This window comes from Plantibacter sp. M259 (assembly GCF_006065115.1).
GTDB lineage: Bacteria > Actinomycetota > Actinomycetes > Actinomycetales > Microbacteriaceae > Plantibacter > Plantibacter auratus.
Map to the genome: position 1 here is coordinate 883,894 of NZ_CP040750.1, position 21,741 is coordinate 905,634.

Sequence of the window (21,741 nt, forward strand, 5' to 3'; positions counted from 1 at the left end):
ATGTTCACGTCAACATGCAAGGATGGATGCGACGATAGGGAGACCATGACGGACACCACCCGGAGAGCGCCTGGCCGCGCCAGGCGAGCACCGTCGATGGCGGACGTCGCGGCGCACGCCGGCGTCTCCTCCCAGACCGTCTCCCGCGTCGCCAACGGACTGACGAACGTCGACGACGGCACCCGCGACCGCGTGCTGGAAGCCATGACGGAGCTCGGCTACCGTCCGAACAAGGCCGCTCGGGCGCTGCGATCAGGGCGCACCCGGAGCATCGGGATCACGATGTTCACGCTCTCCTCCTATGGCAACATGCGCACGCTCGACGCGATCACGGTCCAGGCCGCACGGGCCGGCTACTCGGTCACGGTCGTCCCCGTCGAGTACCCGACGCAGCGCGATGTCGCGGTCGCCCTCGACAGCCTTCGCGAGCAGGACGTCGACGGCCTCATCATCGTCATCGAGTCGCACATCGTCGACGGCGCCGACGTCGAACTGCCCGCAGGTCTGCCCGTCGTCGTGATCGACTCCGCGGCACGCACCGACTACCCGGTCGTCGACAACGACCAGGCCCAGGGTGCGGCACTCGCCACCCAGCACCTCCTCGACCTCGGACACCAGGGCGTCTGGCACATCGCCGGCCCCCGCACCTCCTACTCGGCGGCTCGTCGTGAGCAGAGCTGGGCCGACACCCTGCGGGAGGCCGGCATCACGCCGCCGCCCGCGTTCCGTGGCGACTGGTCGACGACCTCGGGGTACGAGATCGGCCTCGAGATCGCCGAGCGCCCGGAGATCACGGCCGTGTTCGCCTCGAACGACCAGATGGCGCTCGGGCTCCTGCGCGCCCTGCACGAGCGCGGCCGTGCCGTGCCGGAGTCGATCAGCGTCGTCGGCTTCGACGACACCCCGGAGTCGGACTCGTTCTGGCCGCCGCTCACGACGGTGCACCAGGACTTCGACGAGATCGGACGCCGGGCGATCACCACGCTCCTCCGCGAGATCGAGGAGGGCCCGCAGCTCTCCACCGAGCCCCTCACGCCGACGTCCCTCGTCGTCCGCGCGAGCACGGCTCCCCCGCCCGCGCGCTGAGGCGAGCGAGACACTCCACGCGGTCATTGAGCCTGTCGAAATGCCCACGGCGACACCTCGACCAGCTCGGCGAACGAAGCCCCGGTCATTGAGCCTGTCGAAATGCCCACCTCCGCACTTCGACAGGCTCAGTGACCGGAACGAGGGCCTCAGTGACCGGAACGGGGACCTCAGCGACCGGAACGGGGACCGCAGTGACCGGAACGGGCGCCTCAGCGACCGGGCCAGCCTTGACACCCGAGCGAGGGGTCGCCCATACTCGTCGGAAATGTTGACGTGAACACGGTGGTTCGACGCCGCTCGATGTTCACGTGAACATCCCCTGCACCACGGCCTCCAACGAAGGAACCACCGATGACACTGCCGTCACCAGTCCGCCGCCGAACGATCGGAGCGACCGTCGCCGTCGCCCTCGGCATCGCCGCGATCGCACCAGCACTCGCCACCGTGGAGGCCGCACCTGCGGCCGCCGCGGAGAGCACTCCCCTCACCATCACCCCGAACCCGGCCTACCAGAACGAGGCGTTCGAGGGCTGGGGCACGAGCCTCGTCTGGTTCGCCAACGCGACCGGCGACTACCCGGCGGACGTCCGCCAGGACCTCTTCGACAAGGTGTTCGGTGAGGACGGTCTCAACCTCAACATCGCCCGCTACAACATCGGTGGCGGCAACGCGAGCGACGTCCCGCCCTACCTGCGGGCCGGCGGCGCGGTCGACGGCTGGTGGAACCCGGACCTCGCTGCGAGCGACGCCGACGGCCCCATCACCTCCGACTACGCCGACCGCGACCGCTATGCCGCCGCCTGGGACGCCGACGACCCGGCCTCCTACGACTTCGACGCCGACGAGACCCAGCGCTGGTGGCTCACGGCGCTCAAGGACAAGATCACCAAGTGGGAGGCGTTCAGCAACTCCCCGCCCTACTTCATGACTGAGAGCGGTTACGCGTCAGGCAACTTCAACGCCGCCGACGAGCAGCTGAAGCCCGAGAGCGTCGACGACTTCGTCGCGTACCTCACCACCGTCGTCGACCATCTGGAGGCCGACACCGGCATCGACTTCGACACCATCGACCCGTTCAACGAGCCGAACACCAACTACTGGGGCACGACGATCGACCAGAGCACCGGTTGGCCGAGCGGCGGACGCCAGGAGGGTGCGCACATCGGCCCGGCCATGCAGGACACCGTCATCAAGGCCCTCGCCGAGCGCCTCGCCGCCGAGGGCACCTCGACCGATGCCGTCATCGCGGCCATGGACGAGACCAACCCCGGCATCTTCGCGACGAACTGGAACGGCTGGTCGCAGACCGCCAAGGACCTCGTCACGCAGCTCAACGTCCACAGCTACGGCCAGGGCGGCAGCGTCGTCGCGCGCGACATCGCGAAGACCGCCGGCAAGCCGCTGTGGATGAGCGAGGTCGAGGGCAACTGGGACTCCAGCGGCAAGCACAACCTCACGAACATCGACAACGGCATCGGTATGGCGACGCACCTGATCGACGACCTCCGCAACCTGGAGCCGACCGCGTGGGTGCTCTGGCAGCCCGTCGAGGACCTCTACAACATGGAGAAGGTCGAGAAGCTCAACTGGGGCAGCGTCCTCATCGACTTCGACTGCAACGCCGAGGGCGGCTCGGAGCGACGCATCGCCGACGGTGACGCCGACCCGAGCTGCTCCGTGAAGACGAACGCGAAGTACAACACGCTCCGCAACTTCACCCACTACGTGCAGCCCGGCGACCACCTCATCCCGTCCACCGACGCGCAGACCACCACGGCGCTCCGTGCCGACGGCACCGGTGCGACCCTCGTGCACGCCAACCCGTCGACCTCGGTTCGGACGATCACCATCGACCTGTCGAAGTTCGCGGACATCGCTCCCGGCGCGACGGTCACGCCGATCGTGACGACGGAGTCCCCCGCGGACGACGTCACCGCCAACGCGCTCGTGCAGGGCGACGCCGTGTCGATCGACCCGGTGACCAAGCAGGCGACGCTCACCGTCCCGGCGAAGTCGGTCACCACCTTCCTCGTCGACGGCGCGACCGGTGTCGCGGCGGATGCGGCACCGTTCCAGGACGGACACGCGTACCAGCTCGTCGGCAAGCAGAGCGCGAAGGCGTTCACCGCCGCAGCCACGACCGGGACCGTCCCGGCCGGCACGATCACCCCGCGTGCCTCCGACGCCACGACCGGTGCCGCACAGGTGTGGACCGCCGAGCGACTCTCGGGCGGCGGCACGAACACCGACCGCTACGCCGTCCGCAGCTCGTCCGGAGCACTCCTCTCCGCGAACTCCGCCGGCACCTCGCTCGTCGCCGCGACGCGGGAACAGGCTGCGGCCGACCCCTCGCTGCAGTGGATCCCGACGACGACCAACGGCTCCGACTGGAGCCTCGTGAACGTCGGGACGAGCCAGGCCCTCGAGGTCGGCGGGCAGTCCACCACGACGGGCGCCGCCGTCGGCGTCTACCAGTCGAACAACGGCGCGAACCAGACGTGGAGCTTCGTCGACACCGCCCTCACGGGTGTGCAGCCGGTCACGCTGCAGACCGTCGCCGGTGTTCCGGCCGCGCTGCCCACGACCGTGGTCCCGCTGTACGGCGCGGTGCAAGGCGCTCCGGTCCCGGTCACCTGGGACACCTCGGCCGTGGACTGGAACACGCCGGGCACGATCGTCGTGAACGGTTCCGGCACCGATGGGTGGGGTGCGGCGTTCACTGCACAGGCCACCGTCGACATCGGTGGCTTCACGACCACCGAGCCGGTCTCCCTGACGGTCGCCGCGGGGTCCCCGGCGAGCGCCGTCATCGCTGCGGCACCGACGACGGTCCCGGCGCAGATCGGGGCGAGCACCAACCGCTTCGACACGCCCGTCACGTGGGACTTCAGCACCCTCGACGACGCCGACCTCGCCGACACCGGTGTGGTGCAGGTGCGCGGCGCGGCGGCCTCGAACGATCCGGCCGCGGCACCGATCGACGCAGTCCTGTCGATCATCGTCACAGCGCCCGGCGAGCGGAACATCGCACCGGACACCACGACCGTCGCGAGTGCGACGTCCACCGAGTCGGGCTACCCGGCGAGCAACACGAAGAACGGTGTGCGGAACGACAAGGGCTGGTCGAACTGGCGCTCGTCGAACAAGCCGGCGAGCGACACCCTGAGCTACGAGCTCGGCGGTCAGCACACGATCGAGCACGTCACCTTCTACGCCTACAAGGACGGGAACACCAACAGCTGGCCGAGTGCACTGACCGTGCAGGTCCGCGACGCCGACGGCGCGTGGATCGACGCTCCGGGTGGGGCGGTCGCTGTGCCGGTCCCGACCGATGGGACGGCGCCGATCGTCGACGTCGACCTCGGTGGCGTCACGACGAGTGCGGTCCGTGTCGTGATGACGGCGTACGCGAACACCCACCTGGTCGTCTCGGAGGTCGAGATCTACGCGCTCGCACCGTCGGTCGCGACCGAGGCGAGCCTCGCCGCGCTGCGGGTGAACGGCACGCCGGTCGAGGGCTTCGACGCAGACGTCCTCGAGTACGAGGTGCCGCTGGCCGGGTCCGCCGACCCCGTGGTCGACGCCATCCCGGCCGACCGCGATGCGACGGTGACGATCGAACCGCTCGAAGCGGCACCGGCGGCTGCAGCCCGTGCTGCGGCTGACGCGAGCGACGGGGTCGTCATCACGGTGACGGCGGCCGACGGCGTGACCACGCAGTCGACGACCATCACCTTCGCCCGGACGGCGGTCGCGACCGCGATGCTGTCGAGCGTGGCCCGCGAGGGCGTGCCGACGACCGCGGCGGTCGTGGTCGACCCGGAGGACGCCACCGTCGTCTACGCCTGGCTGCTCGACGACGAGGTCGTGGACGGTGCCGACACGGCGACGTTCACGCCGCCCACCGGCAGTGCTGGTGCAGCGCTCGCGGTGCGGGTCACGGTCTCGGCCGATGGCTTCGCGCCGGTGGAGACGACGTCCACGCCGGTGACGGTGCTCGCCGCCGCGGTGGACCCGGGGACCGATCCCGGAACCGACCCGGGGACGAACCCCGGTACCGGTCCCGGCACGGGCTCCGGCGGTGGAACCGCCGGTGGTGGTGACGGCACGAGCTCGCCCTCGGGTGGTTCGGCCGCCGGCGCCGACTCGCTGTCGCGCACGGGTGTGGACGTGTCGAGCATCGGGCTCGTCGCGCTGCTCCTCGGCCTCGTCGGCTTCGCCTCGGTGCTGCTCGCGCGTCGCCGTCGCTCCGCCGAGTAGGTCGCTCCTGACGAACCCCGTCACCCGTCATCTCGGGTGGCGGGGTTCGTCGTGTGTCGGCAGGCGAGCGGTTCCCGGGGGCACTTCGACAAGCTCAGTGACCGGAGCGGTTTCACGCTCCCTGAGCCTGTCGAAGGGCCCACGAGGAACCACACCCGACACGAAACGGTTCCCCGGGGGCACTTCGACAAGCTCAGTGACCGGAGCGGTTTCACGCTCCCTGAGCCTGTCGAAGGGCCCACGAGCAACCTCACACGACACGAAACGGTTCCCCGAGGACACTTCGACAAGCTCAGTGACCGAAACGGTTCCACACTCCCTGAGCCTGTCGACGGGCCCACGAGCAACCACACCCGACACGAAACGGTTCCCCGAGGACACTTCGACAAGCTCAGTGACCGAAACGGTTCCACACTCCCTGAGCCTGTCGACGGGCCCACGAGCAACCACACCCGACACGAAACGGTTCCCCGAGGGCACTTCGACAAGCTCAGTGACCGGAACGGTTCCACGCTCCCTGAGCCTGTCGAAGGGCCCACGAGGAAACCCCGCCGTCCGAGACGACTCGGGCGGCGGGGCTTCGTGGTGCAGGATGACTACTCGGCGTCGAGGTCCGTCTCGAGGAGACCGGCGAGCTCGGCGAGTGCCTCGTCGGCGCCCTCGCCCTCAGCGCGGAGGGTGACGACGTCGCCGTTGGTGGCGCCGAGGCTCATGATCGTGAGGATGCTCGAGGCGTCGAGCGGGCCCGAGTCGCCCAGCTCGATCGTGACGGGCACCGGCTGGCGCTTGACCGTCTCGATGAAGAGCTTGGCGGGGCGGGCGTGCAGCCCGACGCGGCTGGCGATGGTGGCTTGGCGTTCGGCCATGATGATGCTCCTTCTGCGGTTCGGTTGGTGCCGGCCCGACCAGTGGATCAGGTCAGGCTGTGGATCGGACGGGTACGGATCAGACGGTCGCGGGTGCCGTGGCAACGGCCGGGGCTGCCGTGTCGACACCCTCCACCGGACGACGACGGGCGAACCGCTTCAGCAGGATGACCGCGATCGCGGTGATGACGGTTCCGACGGCGACCGACAGGATGAACATCCCGATGTTGCCGATGGCGAAGAACACGAAGATGCCACCGTGCGGTGCCTGCGAGGTGACGCCGGTCGCCATGATGAGCGCACCGGTGGCGGCACCACCGAGGATCGACGCCGGGATGACGCGGAACAGGTCGGCCGCGGCGAACGGGATCGCACCCTCGCTGATGAACGCGGCACCGAGCAGCCAGGCGGCCTTGCCGTTCTCGCGCTCGACCGCGGTGAACGAACGACGGCTGAGGACGGTCGAGGCGAGTGCCATCGCGAGCGGCGGCACCATGCCGGCGGCCATCACGGCGGCCATGATCTGCCACGGGGCCTGGTTGGCGAGCGTGCCCGCACCGAGACCGGCGACGGCGAACGAGTAGGCGACCTTGTTGACGGGGCCACCGAGGTCGAAAGCCATCATCGTGCCGAGGATCACGCCGAGCAGGATCGCGGAGACACCGGTGAGGCCGGAGAGCCAGGAGTTGAGCCCGCCCATGAGCGCGGCGATCGGGCCACCGAGGACGAGGATCATGAGCCCGGACGCGACGATCGAGCCGATCAGCGGGATGATCACCACGGGCATCAGCCCACGCAGCCACCGCGGCACGTTCAGGCGACCGAGGCCGTAGGCGACACCACCGGCGAGCAGACCACCGACGAGTCCGCCGAGGAAGCCGGCGCTCATGAGGAGGGCGACCGCACCGGCGACGAACCCGGGCGCGATGCCCGGTCGGTCGGCGATGGCGTAGGCGATGTAGCCGGCGAGGGCCGGGACGAGGAACGCCATCGAAGCGTTGCCGATGGAGAACGCGACCGCACCGAGGTAGGCGCCCAGGCCGCCGGCCGGCAGGTTCACGAGGCTGTTCTCGACGATGATCTTGCCGGCGTTCTCGGTGATGTTGTATCCACCGAGGAGGAAGCCGAGGGCGATGAGGAGACCGCCACCCGCGACGAACGGGATCATGTAGCTCACACCGGTGAGCAGCCAGCGCTTGATCGACTGACCGACGTTCGCGTCCTTCTTGTCCGACGTGGACGCGGAGGCGTCACCGGCGGCTGCGGCGACCCGCGGGGCGTTCGGGTTCGAGATCGCGGCGACCGCGTCGTTGATGAGCTGTTCCGGGGCGTCGATGCCGCGCTTGACGGGAGCCTTGATGACGGGCTTGCCGGCGAAGCGCGTGACGTCGCGGACGTCCACGTCGACGGCGAAGATGACCGCCTGCGCCTTCGCGACGACGTCGGCGGGCAGCGGGGTCGCGCCCGACGCGCCCTGCGTCTCGACGTGCAGCTCGACACCGAGGCGCTTGGCGGTGGCGGCGAGCGAGTCGGCCGCCATGTAGGTGTGGGCGATGCCCGTGGCGCACGAGGTGACCGCGATGAGCACGGGCCGTGCGGCCTGGTCGCCGGCCTCGACGGGAGCCGTCGCGGCGCGCTCGGCTGCTGGAGCCGACGCCGGCTTGGGTGCGTCGCTGAGCGCACCCTCGACGAGGGCGACCACGGCTGCGGCGTCGGGTGCCTCACGCAGCGACGTCACGAACTCGGGCTTGATGAGCGAGCGGGCGAGCTTCGAGAGGAGGGCGAGGTGCGCCTGGTCGGCGCCGTCCGGAGCCGCGATGAAGAAGAGGAGGTCGGCCGGGCCGTCGTCGGAACCGAAGTCGACGAGCGGCGAGACACGGGCCATCGCGAGCGTCGGCTCGGTGACGGCGGCCGAACGGCAGTGCGGGATCGCGATGCCGCCGGGGATGCCGGTGTCGGTCTTGCTCTCCCGCGCCCAGGCGTCGGCGAAGAGGGCCTCGGTGTCGGTGGCACGGCCGGCGCGGACGACGAGCTCGGCGAGCGCGCGGATGACACCCGCGCGATCGGTGCCGAGGTCGGCGTCGAGGGCGACGAGCCCTGGGGTGATGAGTGGGGTGGACATCTGGGTTCTCCTTCGAAACGGATGCTGGTGCTTCGGGTGGTCGGGGCGGCCCTTCGACAAGCTCAGGGACCGGGGTGGGCGGTCAGGGACCGGGGTGGGCGGTCAGGGACCGGGGTGGTCAGGGGGCGGAGGGGATCCGCTGCGGGAGCTGGACGACGTCGATGGCGGCGGCGTCCGTCCCGCTGAGCGCCGGCACGTCACTGCCGGGGAGTGCCGCGGCTGCGGCTCCGTGGGCGACGGCCTGCGCGAGGCGTGCTGCAGGTGGAAGACCTGCGGTTCGGGCGATCAGGTAGCCGGCGAGGGAGGAGTCCCCCGCGCCGACGGTGCTGCGCGCGACGATCTTCGGTGCCCGGGCCGACCAGGCGGTGTCGCCCTCCACCAGCACAGCTCCTCGGGAGCCGAGCGTGACGAGGACGGCGGCGACCGGACCGGGCCGGTCCGTGGTGCCGATGAGCGTGGCGGCGACGGACGCGGCGAGCGCCGGGTCCGCCTCGATCTCGTCGCCGGACGCGGTGCCGGTGAGTTCGGCGAGTTCGGCACCGTTCGGCTTGATGAGGTCGACGCGTTCCCCGGTGGCGGCGAAGGCGTCGAGGAGGGCGGCGAGCGGCTCCCCCGAGCTGTCGACGGCGACGAGCGGGCGGGTACCGTCGGTGAGGGCGCGAGCGGCCCGGACGATCCGCGCGTAGAAATCGGCGGGCAGACCGGGCGGCAGCGAACCGGCGATGACGAGCCACTCGGCGGTCGCGGCGGCACGGGCGGTCGCGTCGACGAGGCGTGCCGCGTCGTCCTCGGTGAGGAGCGGACCCGGCTCGTTGATCTTGGTGGTGGTGCCGTCGGGCTCGGTGAGCGTGATGTTGCGACGCACGGGCTGCCCGGTCGGGACGGCGAGGACGTCGATGCCCTGCGCGCGGAGCGACTCGATCATCGGGTCGGTCGATTCGCCGGGGAGGACGGCGATGGTCGCCAGCTCGGCGGCGGCGATGGCCCGGGAGACGTTGACGCCCTTGCCGCCCGGCTGCTCCCGGCTGGCGAGAGCGCGGAGGACCTCGCCGCGCTCGACGACACCGGGGAGCTCCACCGTGTGGTCGAGCGAGGGGTTGGCGGTCAGGGTGATGATCATGCGACGACCACCTCGACACCCGCAGCCTCGAGGGCGTCCCCGAGCGTCGTCGGAACGACCTCGTCGGTGATGACGGTGTCGATCTCGTCGAGGGCGGCGAAGCGGATGAGCGCTTCCTCACCGAGCTTGGCGGCGTCGGCGAGGACGACGGCCCGGCGCGAACCGCGGACGATCGCCGACTTCACGGCACCCTCGAGCTCGTCGGGCGTGCTGAGACCGAAGTCGGCGCTGACCCCGTTGGCGCCGACGAAGGCGATGTCGGGGCGGAACCGGCCGAGCTCGTCGACGGTGGTGCTGCCGACCGCCGCGCTCGTGATGCCACGGACCCGGCCACCGAGGAGGTGCAGTTCGACGTGGTCGCAGTGGTGGAGCGTCGCGGCGATCGGGACGGAGTTGGTGATGACGGTGAGGGTCTGGCCGGCGGTGGCCGGACGCCAGGTGACGAGGAGGTCGGCCAGGTGGGCCGTGGTCGTCCCGGCGTCGATGACGATCGAGCCGCTGAACGTCGACGGGATGAGCCGGAGAGCTGCACGGGCGATCGTGGCCTTCGCGTCGCTCCGCTGGCCCTGGCGGTCGGCGAGGCTGGCCTCGGCGACGGAGGCGCGTGCTGCGGAGACGGCACCACCGTGGACGCGGCGCAGGACGCCGGAGGTTTCGAGCTGGTCGAGGTCGCGACGGATGGTCTCGGCGGTGACGCCCAGCTCACGGGAGACATCGGCGACGGAGACCCGTCCGCTCGTCTTCACCCGGCTGGTGATGTGCTCGTGCCGCTCCGTCGCGTACATGCGTCGTCCTTGACCTTCGTTTCCGGTGTTGCAGGCTTGCAGTGCGAAGAAAGTATCACACAAACACAGAGAAACACAGATCCACTTCGGCCCCGGACCCTGAGCTTGTCGAAGGGCAGCAACCACCCCCGGTCCCTGAGCCTGTCGAAGGGCAGCAACCACCCCCGGTCCCTGAGCTTGTCGAAGGGCAGCAACCACCCCCGGTCCCTGAGCTTGTCGAAGGGCAGCAACCACCCCCGGTCCCTGAGCCTGTCGAAGGGCAGCAACCACCCCCGGTCCCTGAGCCTGTCGAAGGGCGCACTTCGACAGGCTCAGTGACCGATCGAGTAGGACGGTCGGCAGCGGCTCAGGACGCGAGGGATGGGACCGGCAAAGGGGTGGCGGTCGGCGCAACCGTGGCGCCGACCGCCGGTTCGTCTCGCACCCGAACGTGCGAGACGGCTGGTGTCACGACGGCGAACCGGCCGACGTCGTGACAGGTCTCTCCGCTGCTTGGCGCTCGGGCAGCAGTTGGCGGAGCACTCCCCCGGCGTGCGCCGCCCACCGACCGACGGCCACCCAGCTGCGGTCGCGGACGAACAGCAGGTCGAGCGCGATCATCGCGAGCGAGAACGGCCACAGTCCGAGGAACAGGCCGATGCCGAGGTGCATCAGGATCGTGAAGCCGAGCGCGAGGATCCGCGTCGGCCGCCACAGGATCAGCACCGGGAACAGCAGCTGCACCCACACGGACAGGAACGTTGCCGACCAGACGAACGGACCGACCTGCCAGGCGAGGTCGCTCAGCGCGGGGAACGGTCGGAACACGTCCAGGACGAGCGAGTAGTAGAACGCGGTCCCCTCTCGCCACTCGGGACCCATGAGCTTGTAGATGCCGGAGTTCACGTAGACGAGCATGATCTGGTACGCGCAGAGGAGGACCGCGGTGTTGTTGGCAGCGTTCGCGAGCCAGGCCGGGATCGCGAACCGACCGCGCAGGATCGGCCGCAGTGCTCGACCCCGCCGCTTGGTGAGCCAGGCGTCGACCGACCAGTGACGCGACAGGTCCGCGAACACCAGGAACAGCAGCGTGATGCGGATGATCGTGTCGCCGCCATTGGTCAGCACCGTGCTGTTGGTCGCGAGCCCCACCCAGAACACGAGCAGGACGGGCGTGACGAACCGGGTCTGCCAGCCGACGAGGAACAACAGCCCGAGCACGATGAGCACCCCGTAGGCGAGGTCGAAGACGAAGGCGCTGTCCTTCGTGAAGACGAGCTCGAACAGCGGGAACCAGGCGCGACGGTTCGCCTCCGGGTCGACCCACTTCGATGCGACGCCCCAGAGGTAGTGGCGGTCGGCGAGGCTCGTGACGAGGAAGCTGACGATCGCGACACCGTAGAGGATCCGTAGGGCGGAGAGGCTGTAGCCGGCGTGCTTGCTACCAGTGACCCAGCCGGCGAAGCGGTCGAACGATGCGCGGACGGCGTTCATCGTGCACCCCCGTAGCGGGCGATGACGTCCCGGTAGACGGCGAGGGTCTCCGGGTCGATGACGTCGTCGACCTGCCGCCAGCCGAAGGTGACGGCGGTGTCGTCGAACTGCTGCTCCTCGGAGAAGCGGTTGTCGAAGTCGTTCGGGCGGGTGCGGTCGATCCGCCACCGGACGCGCTCGACGTCCTGCTCGAAGTACGCCGTGGAGAACGCGGTCGCGTACTCCTTGAGCATGTAGTCGTACCGGAGGAACCGGACGACGTCGCCCTGTCCTGAACTCGGCGTCGTGCTGACGGCGTCGAGGTCGGCGATGAGTGACTCGGCCGACTGGGCGCGATACCCGCCACCGTCGGCCCGCTGGATGAAGGTGTCGCGCACGATTTCGCGCTGCTGGGCGTCGAGCGCGAGGTAGCGGGCGTTGTAGGCGAGCATCGCGTTCCACGAGGACTTCTGGATCCGCGACGGCTCGGCGTGGCCGGGGACCGCCTGCTGCTCGAGCTTCGTGACGTTGACCCAGTCGGACTTCACGAGCGCCCCGTCGGCGTCACGCCACTGGGCTTGGACGGAGAAGGTGATGTTCGTCTTCATGATGCTCGGCGCGAAGACGTTCCACTTCTGCGTGAAGTACGGGCCGGCGGCGGCGACGACGGCACCACGGACGGGTGTCGTGGGCGAGACGATGACGAGGGTGCCGGCGACGTAGACGCCGACGAGGGCGATCGAGACGGCGGCGGCGATGCGCGCGGCCCGCTTCGGTGGGGCGGCCGACTCCGCCCCCTGACCGCTGCTCGGTCCCTGAGCTTGTCGAAGGGTCCCCGCCGAAGCCTGCCCTTCGGCAGGCTCAGGGACCGGTTGCCCGGCCTCGAGCCCCTCGGCGCCGTCCGGTCCCTGAGCCCTTTCCGGCCCCTGAGCCCCTTCCGGTCCCTGAGCCCTTTCCGGTCCCTGAGCCCCTTCCGGTCCCTGAGCCCCTTCCGGTCCCTGAGCCCCTTCCGGTCCCTGAGCTTGTCGAAGGGTGTCAGAACGGCCCTCGACGGGTGTGCGTGTGATCGGAGTCACGGTTCCTCCTGGGTGTTGGGTGGTGATGAACCGCGGGGCACCCGTTCGGTGGTGCGTCCGCGGGGAAGGAGTGGGCCGCGCCGACCCGAATGCGGCGCGGCCCACTCGGCGGGGTCACTCCATACGCGCCCGTCGCGTAGCCACGAAGGCACCTCCGAGGAGGAGCATCATGGCGCCGAGTCCCCCGAGCCACAGGCCGTCGAAGCCGGTGCTCGGCAGACCGGGGCGTGACCCCGGTGCGGTGGCGGCCGCCGCGGTGACCGTGAAGGCGGTTGCCTGACGGTCGAGCGGCAGGGCACCGGTCACGGATCCGGAGAGCTCCACGCGGTGGGCACCCAGCTCGAGCGACGAGTCGATCGGGAAGGTGAACGTGGCGTTACCGGAGGCATCTGCGATGACCGGCGTCAGAGCGAACGGCGTTGAGAACACGGTGGCCGAGATGGTCTCGCCGGGCTCGAAGCCGGTGGCGTAGACCTCCTGGATCACACCCGTGTCGCGGACGATCGTCGCGTACTTGACGGTCGCCTGACGGTCGTCACCGGCGTCGGTGTCGCCGTCGGCGTCGGCCGCGGTGTCGGCGTCAGTCGCGGTGTCGGCGTCAGCAGCAGTGTCAGCGTCGGCGTCGGCGTTGAGGTCGAGGTCGGTGCCGTCAGCGGCGGTGTCCGCAGCAGCGTCCACATCTGCCGCAACATCGGTGTCGGCAGCAGCGTCAGTGTCGGCAGCAGCATCGACATCCGCGGCAGCATCCGTGTCGGCAGCAGCATCGACGTCCGCAGCAGCATCCACATCGGCAGCAGCGTCAGTGTCGGCAGCGGTATCCACGTCAGCGGCAGCGTCCGTGTCGGCGGCAGCGTCCGTGTCGGCGGCAGCGTCGACGTCAGCAGCAGCATCGACGTCAGCAGCAGCATCCGTGTCAGCAGCGGCATCCACGTCAGCAGCAGCATCGACGTCGGCCGCAGCATCGGTGTCGGCAGCAGCATCCACATCCGCAGCAGCATCCACATCGGCGGCAGCATCGACGTCAGCCGCAGCATCCGTGTCAGCCGCAGCATCCACATCCGCAGCAGCATCCGTATCGGCGGCAGCATCGACGTCAGCAGCGGCATCCACGTCAGCGGCAGCATCCACGTCAGCCGCAGCATCCACGTCAGCCGCAGCATCAGTGTCAGCAGCAGCATCCACATCGGCGGCAGCGTCCACATCGGCAGCAGCGTCCACATCGGCAGCAGCGTCGGTGTCCGCAGCAGCATCCACATCAGCGGCAGCATCGACGTCGGCCGCAGCATCAGTGTCAGCAGCAGCGTCCGTGTCAGCAGCAGCATCCACATCAGCAGCAGCGTCCACATCAGTCGCAGCGTCCACATCAGCAGCAGCATCCACATCGGCAGCAGCGTCCACATCGGCAGCAGCGTCGGTATCAGCAGCAGCGTCCACATCAGCAGCAGCGTCCGTGTCGACATCAGCCGCAGCATCCGTGTCGGCAGCAGCATCCACATCAGCCGCCGCGTCCACGTCAGTCGCAGCGTCGGTGTCCGCAGCAGCATCCACATCGGCGGCAGCGTCGGTGTCGGCGGCAGCGTCCACATCAGCGGCGGTATCGACGTCCACGTCGGCGTCCACGTCAGCAGCAGCGTCCACGTCGACCGCCGCAGCGTCGGTGTCGACGTCGACCGCACCGTCCTCGATGGTGACGTCGGACTCGGCCGGCGTCTCGGAGACGTCGCCCTCGGCCGTGACGGTGACCGGGCCAGGCGTGTAGTCGTCCGGGATCGGCAGCTCGACGGAGAAGGAGCCGTCGGGGTTCGTCACCACGGTGACCGACGGTGCGCCTGGGATCGAGACAGTGACGGTCTCCCCTCCGGCAAAGCCCGTGCCGTCGACCGTGACCGTCTCACCCGGCAGCACCGAGGACGGGTCGACCGTGATCGCCGTGTCGTACGCGAGGATCTCGATGATCGTCGTCGCCGGCTCGTCCGATGCGGCACCGAGTGCCGTCACCGTGGCGTCGCCGAGCGCGTAGCCGTCGGGGACCGGCAGGGTCACCGTGAAGCCACCGCCGGCATTCGTCACCTGCGTGACGACCGGGGCGCCCGGGATCGACACCGTGACCGTCTCGTTGGCTGCGAAGCCCGATCCGGTGATGACCGTCGTGTTGCCTGCGATCAGCGCGTCCGGGGAGGCGGTGATGACGGGCGAGAACACGATGGCGGTGACCGTGACGGTCGCAGTGGCCGGCGTCTGCGACACCGCTCCCTCCGCCGTGATGACCAGCGGGCCGACCGGCGCGTTCGCCGGGACCGTGATCCCGACCGAGAACTCGCCGGCACCGTTCGTGGTCGCCGGGACGGCCGTGCCACCCGGGACCGTGACCGTGACGGACTCGTTCGGCGCGAAGCCGGTGCCCGTGACGAGCGTCGCTCCGCCGGCCGTGACCGTGCTCGGGTCGGCGGTGATCGCCGTCTCGTAGGCCTCGACCGCGAGCTCCGCCTCAGCGGGCGTCGCCGAGGTCTCACCGACCGCGGTCACCGTGACCGGGCCGGCGGGCGTTCCGGGCGGCACCGGCAGCGTCGCGGTGAAGCCGCCGTCGCCGTCCGCCGTCACCACGACGGGGTCGCCGCCGGGGATCGAGACGCTGACCGACTCGTTCGGCTGGAAGCCGGTACCCGTGACCGTGGTGGTCTGGCCCGGGTTCACCGTGTCCGGCGTGAGGGTGATCGCCGTGTCGTAGACCGTGGCCTCGACCGTGACGGTGGTGGTCGCCTCGGTCGCCGAGACGACGCCGAGTGCGGTGACCGTGACCGGACCGGTCACGAAGCCCTGCGGGACGGCGAACGTCGTGGTGATCTCACCGTCGGCGTTCGAAGTGACCGTCGCCGGCGCCAGGCCGGGGAAGGTGACCGTCACGCTCTCGTTCGGAGCGAAGCCACTCCCCGAGATCTCCGTCGAGGTCCCGCCGGGGACCGTCGCCGGGTCGGCCGCGATCGTCGGCGTGTAGACCACGTCGACCGTGAGGTTCGTCGTCGCAGGAATGTCGGACGTCGCACCGAGTGCGGTCACCACGACCGCACCCTCGGCGTAGTCGGCCGGCACGGGCAGCGACACCGAGATGGTGCCGGTCGCCGTCGCCGTCGTGGTCACCGGGTCGGCGCCGGGGATCGAGACCGTGACGCTCTCGTTCGGCGCGAAGCCGGTTCCGGTGACGAGGGTGCTGGCACCCGCGACGACGGTGGTCGGGTCGGCCGTGATGGCCGTGACGTAGGTCGTGGCCTCGACGGTGAGCGTCGCCGTGGCGGGCGTCGCCGAGACGGCACCGGTGGCGGTGACGGTCACGGGTCCCAGCGGGAAGTCGGCCGGGAGGTCGACACTCACGGAGATCTCACCGGCGCCGTTCGACGTGGTCGGGATCGGCGTCGCGATGCCCGGGACGGTGACGTTCACGGCCTCGTTCGGCGCGAAGCCGGTTCCGGTGACGAGGGTGCTCCCACCGGGGGCGACCGTCGTCGGGTCGACCGTGATCGAGGTCTCGTACGCCTCGACGGTGACCGCCGCCGTCGCGTCTGTCGCCGAGATCGCACCGGTCGCGGTGACGACCAGCGGTCCGGCCTCCGTGCCCGACGGGATCGGCAGGGCAGCGGTGAAGCCGCCGTCGCCGTCCGTCGTCACCACGACCGGCGTACCACCGGGGATGGAGACCGAGACGGACTCGTTCGGCGCGAAGCCGGTACCGGTGATCGTGGTCGAGGTGCCGGGGAGCAGCGTGTCGGGGTCCGCGGTGATCGCGGTCTCGTACGGAACCACGGTCACGTCGGCGTCGGCGGGCGTGTTCGAGGTCTCACCGGTCGCGGTGATCGTGATCGGTCCGGCCGGCGTTCCGGCCGGGATCGTCACGGCCTGGGTGAAGTCGCCGTCGCCGTTCGTCGTCACGGTGACGGGGTCGCCGCCCGGGATCGTGATGGTGACGGTCTCGTTCGGCGCGAAGCCGGTGCCCGTGACGGTGGTGGTTCCACCCGGGTTGGCCGTCGTCGGATCAACCGTGATCGCCGTGTCGTACACGACCGCTTCGACGAGGACCGAGGTCTGCGCCGGGGTGAGCGACAGCGCGCCCGTGGCCGTGAACGTCACGGTCGCGGGGACGAAGTCCGCCGGGAAGGCGACCACCTGGCTGATCTCGCCGAGCCCGTTCGCCGTGGTCACGATGTCGTCGAAGCCGGGAGCCGAGATGGTCACCGACTCGTTCGCGACGTAGCCGGTGCCGGACAGGATCGTCGAGTCACCGGGGTTCAGGGTGGACGGCGTCGCGGTGAGCGTCGTGTCGAACGCCTCGACGGTGATCGTCGCAGTGGCGGGTGTGTTCGACACTGCTCCGACGGCCGTCACGACGACGGGGCCGGCGGGAGTGCCGGGCAGGATCGGCAGGATGGCGGTGATGTCGCCGTCCGGGCCGGCCTCCACCACGACGGGCGTGCCGCCGGGGACGGAGACGGAGACCGATTCGCCGGGCAGGAAGCCCGTCCCGGTGACGGTGGTGCTGCCGCCGGGGAGGAGCGTGTCGGGGTCGGCGGTGATCGCCGTGTCGTAGACCGTGGCCTCGACCGTGACGGTGGTCGTCGCCTCGGTTGCGGAGACGACGCCGAGGGCGGTGACCGTGACCGGACCGACCGCGAAGTCCTGCGGGACGTCGATGGTGGTCGTGATCTCACCGGCTGCGTTCGACGTGACCGTGATCGGGTCGAGGCCGGGGAAGGTGACCGTGACGCTCTCGCTCGGAGCGAAGCCGGCGCCCGAGATCTCGGTGCTGGTGCCTCCGGGGACCGTGGCCGGGTCGGCGGTGATCGTCGGGGTGTAGACCACGTCGACCGCGAGGTTCGTCGTGGCCGGGGTCTCGGAGACCTCGCCGAGGGCGGTCACGACGACCGTGCCCTCCGCGTAGTCCGCCGGGACCGGCAGCGAGACGGAGATGGTACCGGTCGCCGACGCTTGCGTGGTGACCGCGGGCGCACCGGGGATGGAGACCGTGACGGTCTCGTCGGGCTCGAAGCCGGTACCGGTGACGAGCGTGCTCTCTCCCGCGACGACGGTCGTCGGATCGACCGTGATGGCCGTGACGTAGGTGGTCGCTTCGACGGTGAGCGTCGCCGTGGCCGGGGTGGCCGAGACGGCGCCGGTAGCGGTGACCGTGACGTCGCCGAGAGGGAAGTCCGCCGGGAGGGTGACGCTGACCGTGATCTCACCGTCGCCGTTCGCGGTGGTGGTCACCGGGGTGGCGAGGCCGGGGATGGTGATCGTGACCGTCTCCTGCGGGACGAAGCCCGAGCCGGTGACGACGGTGCTCCCACCGGGTGCGACGGTCGACGGGTCGAGCGCGATCTCGGTGTCGTACGCCTCGACGGTGAGGTCCGTCTCCGCCGGCGTCGCGGAGACCGCGCCGATGGCGGTGACCGTGAGCGGACCGGCGGGCGTGCCGGACGGGATCGGCAGGACGGCCGTGAAGCCGCCATCGCCGTCAGCCGTCACGACGACGGGCGTGCCGCCAGTGAAGGAGACGGAGACCGACTCGTTCGCGGCGAAGCCGGTACCCGTGATGGTGGTCGAGTTGCCGGGGAGGAGCGAGGCCGGGTCGGCCGTGATGGCCGTGTCGTACGGCAGCACCTCGAGGTCGGCGGTCGCCGGGGTGGCCGACGTCTCACCGGTCGCGGTGACGATGACCGTGCCGGCCGGTGTGCCGGCGGGGACGGGCAGGTCGACGGTGAAGCCACCGTCGCCGTCCGCCTCGACGGTCACCGGGGTGCCGCCCGGGTAGCCGACGGTCACCGTCTCGCCGGGCAGGTAGCCGGTGCCGGTCACGGTCGTGGTGTTCCCAGGGATGAGCGACGTCGGGTCCAGCGTGATGGCGGTGTCGTAGACGGTCTCGGTGACGGTGACGGCGGTGGTCGCTTCGGTCGCGGACACGGCTCCGAGGGCGGTGACCGTGACGTCGCCGACCGCGAAGTCCTGCGGGACCGCGATGGGGGTGCCGATCGCGCCGAGTGCCGTGGCGGTGACGGTGATCGGGTCGAGGCCGGGGAAGGTCACGACGACGTCCTCACCCGGTGCGAACCCGGCACCGTTGATGATCGTGGTGGTGCCGCCCGCGACGGTGGCGGGGACGGCGACGATCGAGGTCTCGTAGACCACGGCGAGGTTGGTCGTGGCCGGGGTGTCGGACGTCTCGCCGAGCGCGGTCACGACGACCTGGCCTGCGGCGTAGTCGGCGGGGACGTCGAGCTCGACCGAGATCGTGCCGGTTCCGGTGGCCGTCGTGGTGAACGGGTCGACGCCGGGGATCGAGACGGAGACCGTCTCACCCGAGGCGAAGCCGGTACCGGTGATCGTCGTGGTCCCACCGGCGACGACACTGGCCGGGTCAGCGGTGATGGCGGTGACGTACTGCGTCGCCTCGACGGTGACCGTGGTGGTCGCCGGGCTGGCCGACGATGCACCGGTCGCGGTGACCGTGACCGGGCCGAGTGGGAAGTCCGCCGGGAGTGTGAGGCTGGCGGAGATCGTGCCGGTGCCCGTCGCGGTGGTGACGACCGGGTCGGTGAGGCCGGGGACGGTGATCGACACCGACTCGCCGGGGAGGAACCCGGTGCCGGTGATCGTGGTGCTGCCGCCGGGAGCGATCGTCGCCGGGTCGGCAGTGATGGCGGTCGCGAACGGCGCGACGACGAGGTCGGTGGCGGCCGGGGTGTCGGAGGTCGCACCGGTGGCGGTGAACGTCAGGGTCGCCGGGGTGAAGCCGGCGGGGATCGTGACCGACTGGCTGATCTCGCCGGCGGCGTTCGACGTCGTGGTGACCGGGTCGAGGCCGGGAGCGGTGATCGTGACCTGCTCGTTCGCCGCGAAGCCGGTGCCGTCGATCACGGTGGACTGGCCGGGGTTGACCGTCGCTGGCGTGGCGGTGATGGCTGTGTCGTACACGACGAGCGTGCCGCGCACGGAGGACGACGCGAGGTTGACTGTCGCGAGCGAGATCGCCGGGACGAGGGAGATCTGCACGGCTCGAACGGTCGCCGATCCGTCACCGAGGTCGCCGGTCGCCGGTTGCACGTTGGCGGTCACATCGGCGACGAGGCGGACGATGTTGAGGATCGGTCCGACGACGTTCGCGGCGAGGCCGCCGGTGATCCCGTTGAGGCCGGTGTTGAGCGTGTTCAGACTGGTGAACGCGGTGCCGACGACGTTCTTGACGAGTCCGAGGACGAGGTTGACCACGCCGTCCAGCGTCAAGCCGAGGGTCGCGAGGATCGGGTTCAGCACGTTCGGGAGGAGCCCCGCCGAGGTGAAGGCGGCGGTACCGTTCTGGACCGCCCCGAGGGTCGAGTCGAGCGACAGGGAGATGACCGGGACCTGTGTGACGACGACGTTCGTCGTGACGTTGCCGGTGACCTGGATGCGCGTGTTGTCCACGGCCGTCTGCAGGCCGGCGGACACGGCCGTGACCTGCGCGGCGACGGCAGAGGTGATCGCTGCAGCGATGGCGGCACCGATCGGGCCCGAGAGCAACGAGGTGTTCGGCGGCAGGTCGTTGAGGTCGGGCAGCGTCGGGTCGTTCGCGAGCAGGGTCGCGAGGTCGACGGTCACGGCGCCCGTGAGGAGATTGACCGAGACCCCCGTGGCAGCCGACTGCGAGGCCTGGGTGGTGAGGATGCCGTTGACGACGGTCGCGAGGTTCGGCGGGGTGACCGTCCCCGTCGCGCTCACGCGGAGGACACCGATGAGGTTCGCGTTCAGCGCCGTGTTGAGCGCCGAGGTGAGCCCGTTGAGCGTCGTCTGCAGCGGCGGGAGGAGGCCGGTCACCTGCGTCCCGACGTTCTGCACGAGGGGGCTCTGGAAGTTGAGCGTCGCACCGGAGATCTGGTAGTCGGGAACGGCCGTGGCACCGTCCGTCTGCGAGATCGTCGAGGCGAGGGCGCCGAGGCTGAGGGAGAGGTCGCTGAGGATCCCGCCGGTGGGCGTCCCGACCCGGCCGAGCAGACCGGTGAGGTCGAGTTCGGCGTCCGCCGGCGGAGCATCGGGTCCACCGATCGAGACGCCGCCCTGGTCGGTGACCGCACCGGAACCGGCGATCGCGTCACCGTTGTCGGCCGCGGCACCGTACTGGGCGACGGCACCGAGCTCGATGACGCCGTTGGCGCCGAACAGTTGGAGCGAGCTGCCGAGGTCGACGCCGAGGGTGTTCAGCACCTCGGCGGACAGCGGGTTCGCGGCGACCGGGTGCACCCCGCTCGGGTTCTCCGCACGGGCGCCGGCGACTGCGGCGAGGGCGTCGAGGTTGATCCCGGCCGCCTGTCCACCGAGGAAGCGGCCGAAGCCGTCGGACACGTCGGACGGGGCCGCTGTGGCCGCCGTCGTCGATCCCATGGCGATGACCGTGCCGACCACGGCCATGGCCGCGACCTTCCACGCACGGCCTCGGCCGAGGATGCTGCGTTGCTGTTCCCCCACGGTGGAACCCTTTCTTCGGTGCACGGGCAGACCCGCGACTGGCGTCAATCCCGGCCAATCTATGGGCGGGTGTGCCTGTCCCCCAGAGGAGGGACCCCAACCTCCGTAGTGCCGGATCGAAAACCGGTACTGGCCTCCGCAGTGCGAGGCGGCGACGCAGGACGCCTCGTGTTGATCGGTCCTGAGAAGGCCTCGACGCGTGTTCTGAGGCGGGGGTCGGGTGCACCGGGTTCCATCCGCGTCATGTCATCGATGACGCTAGAGAGATAACCCCCACCGGCCGGGCGTTTACCCCCGAGTGGGGTGCGTAGTTTCTACTGAGAACGCTCTCTTAGGGCTGCGGAAGCACTCAGGGATTACGGATAATGGGGCATCCGACGGAGTATTCGCAGCATCCCTAGTGGTGCGGATCCGGTCGGCATGACGGAGCTTGAGGGGGCTGCGATATGGAAGAACCGGTTGCGACGGCAGTGGAGCGAAGGCC

Annotated in this window: 9 protein-coding genes; 2 read left to right on the plus strand and 7 right to left on the minus strand. The window is 70.2% G+C overall.

Translation table 11 applies throughout. The annotated features are described in order from the left end of the window. The first annotated feature begins 45 nt into the window (after positions 1-45). Together FGL15_RS03935 and FGL15_RS03940 are read left to right on the plus strand one after the other, a co-directional pair. Positions 46-1,086: a LacI family DNA-binding transcriptional regulator gene (locus FGL15_RS03935; protein WP_240773772.1), complete on the plus strand. Its 1,041-nt coding sequence runs from the start codon at positions 46-48 to the stop codon at positions 1,084-1,086. 354 nt (positions 1,087-1,440) lie between these two features. Then, positions 1,441-5,349, plus strand: coding sequence for a glycoside hydrolase (locus FGL15_RS03940; protein ID WP_138945037.1), 3,909 nt, complete (start codon positions 1,441-1,443; stop codon positions 5,347-5,349). 596 nt (positions 5,350-5,945) lie between these two features. Here the strand turns inward: FGL15_RS03940 and FGL15_RS03945 are convergent. The 7 genes from FGL15_RS03945 to FGL15_RS20195 form a co-directional block, all read right to left on the minus strand. After that, a complete protein-coding gene (locus FGL15_RS03945) occupies positions 5,946-6,215 on the minus strand; it encodes an HPr family phosphocarrier protein (protein ID WP_056014456.1) in 270 nt (89 codons plus the stop codon). A 79-nt stretch (positions 6,216-6,294) separates the two neighbouring features. Continuing rightward, on the minus strand, positions 6,295-8,337 hold the full coding sequence (locus FGL15_RS03950; protein ID WP_138945038.1) for a fructose-specific PTS transporter subunit EIIC: 2,043 nt from the start codon (positions 8,335-8,337) through the stop codon (positions 6,295-6,297). A gap of 118 nt (positions 8,338-8,455) precedes the next feature. Beyond that, positions 8,456-9,457 carry a 1-phosphofructokinase family hexose kinase gene (locus FGL15_RS03955; RefSeq protein ID WP_138945039.1) on the minus strand — a complete coding sequence of 334 codons (1,002 nt, stop codon included), beginning with the start codon at positions 9,455-9,457 and terminating at the stop codon, positions 8,456-8,458. Then, on the minus strand, positions 9,454-10,242 hold the full coding sequence (locus FGL15_RS03960; protein ID WP_086475043.1) for a DeoR/GlpR family DNA-binding transcription regulator: 789 nt from the start codon (positions 10,240-10,242) through the stop codon (positions 9,454-9,456). The genes FGL15_RS03955 and FGL15_RS03960 overlap by 4 nt, the downstream gene beginning before the upstream one ends. Positions 10,243-10,689: 447 nt before the next feature. Next, complete coding sequence (locus FGL15_RS03965) at positions 10,690-11,715, minus strand: HTTM domain-containing protein (RefSeq protein ID WP_138945040.1); 1,026 nt, start codon at positions 11,713-11,715, stop codon at positions 10,690-10,692. Next, entirely contained in the window at positions 11,712-12,770 is a 1,059-nt protein-coding gene (locus tag FGL15_RS20490; RefSeq protein WP_205858685.1) for a DUF5819 family protein, read from the minus strand. The genes FGL15_RS03965 and FGL15_RS20490 overlap by 4 nt, the downstream gene beginning before the upstream one ends. Before the next feature lie 114 nt (positions 12,771-12,884). Next, positions 12,885-21,257: a hypothetical protein gene (locus FGL15_RS20195; RefSeq protein WP_168223306.1), complete on the minus strand. Its 8,373-nt coding sequence runs from the start codon at positions 21,255-21,257 to the stop codon at positions 12,885-12,887. Between the last annotated feature and the right edge of the window lie 484 nt (positions 21,258-21,741).

Coding starts and splice junctions, on each gene's coding strand:
- FGL15_RS03935 (WP_240773772.1), top strand. CDS start 46: ATGACGGACACCACCCGGAGAGCGCCTGGCCGCGCCAGGCGAGCACCG.
- FGL15_RS03940 (WP_138945037.1), top strand. CDS start 1,441: ATGACACTGCCGTCACCAGTCCGCCGCCGAACGATCGGAGCGACCGTC.
- FGL15_RS03945 (WP_056014456.1), bottom strand. CDS start 6,215: ATGGCCGAACGCCAAGCCACCATCGCCAGCCGCGTCGGGCTGCACGCC.
- FGL15_RS03950 (WP_138945038.1), bottom strand. CDS start 8,337: ATGTCCACCCCACTCATCACCCCAGGGCTCGTCGCCCTCGACGCCGAC.
- FGL15_RS03955 (WP_138945039.1), bottom strand. CDS start 9,457: ATGATCATCACCCTGACCGCCAACCCCTCGCTCGACCACACGGTGGAG.
- FGL15_RS03960 (WP_086475043.1), bottom strand. CDS start 10,242: ATGTACGCGACGGAGCGGCACGAGCACATCACCAGCCGGGTGAAGACG.
- FGL15_RS03965 (WP_138945040.1), bottom strand. CDS start 11,715: ATGAACGCCGTCCGCGCATCGTTCGACCGCTTCGCCGGCTGGGTCACT.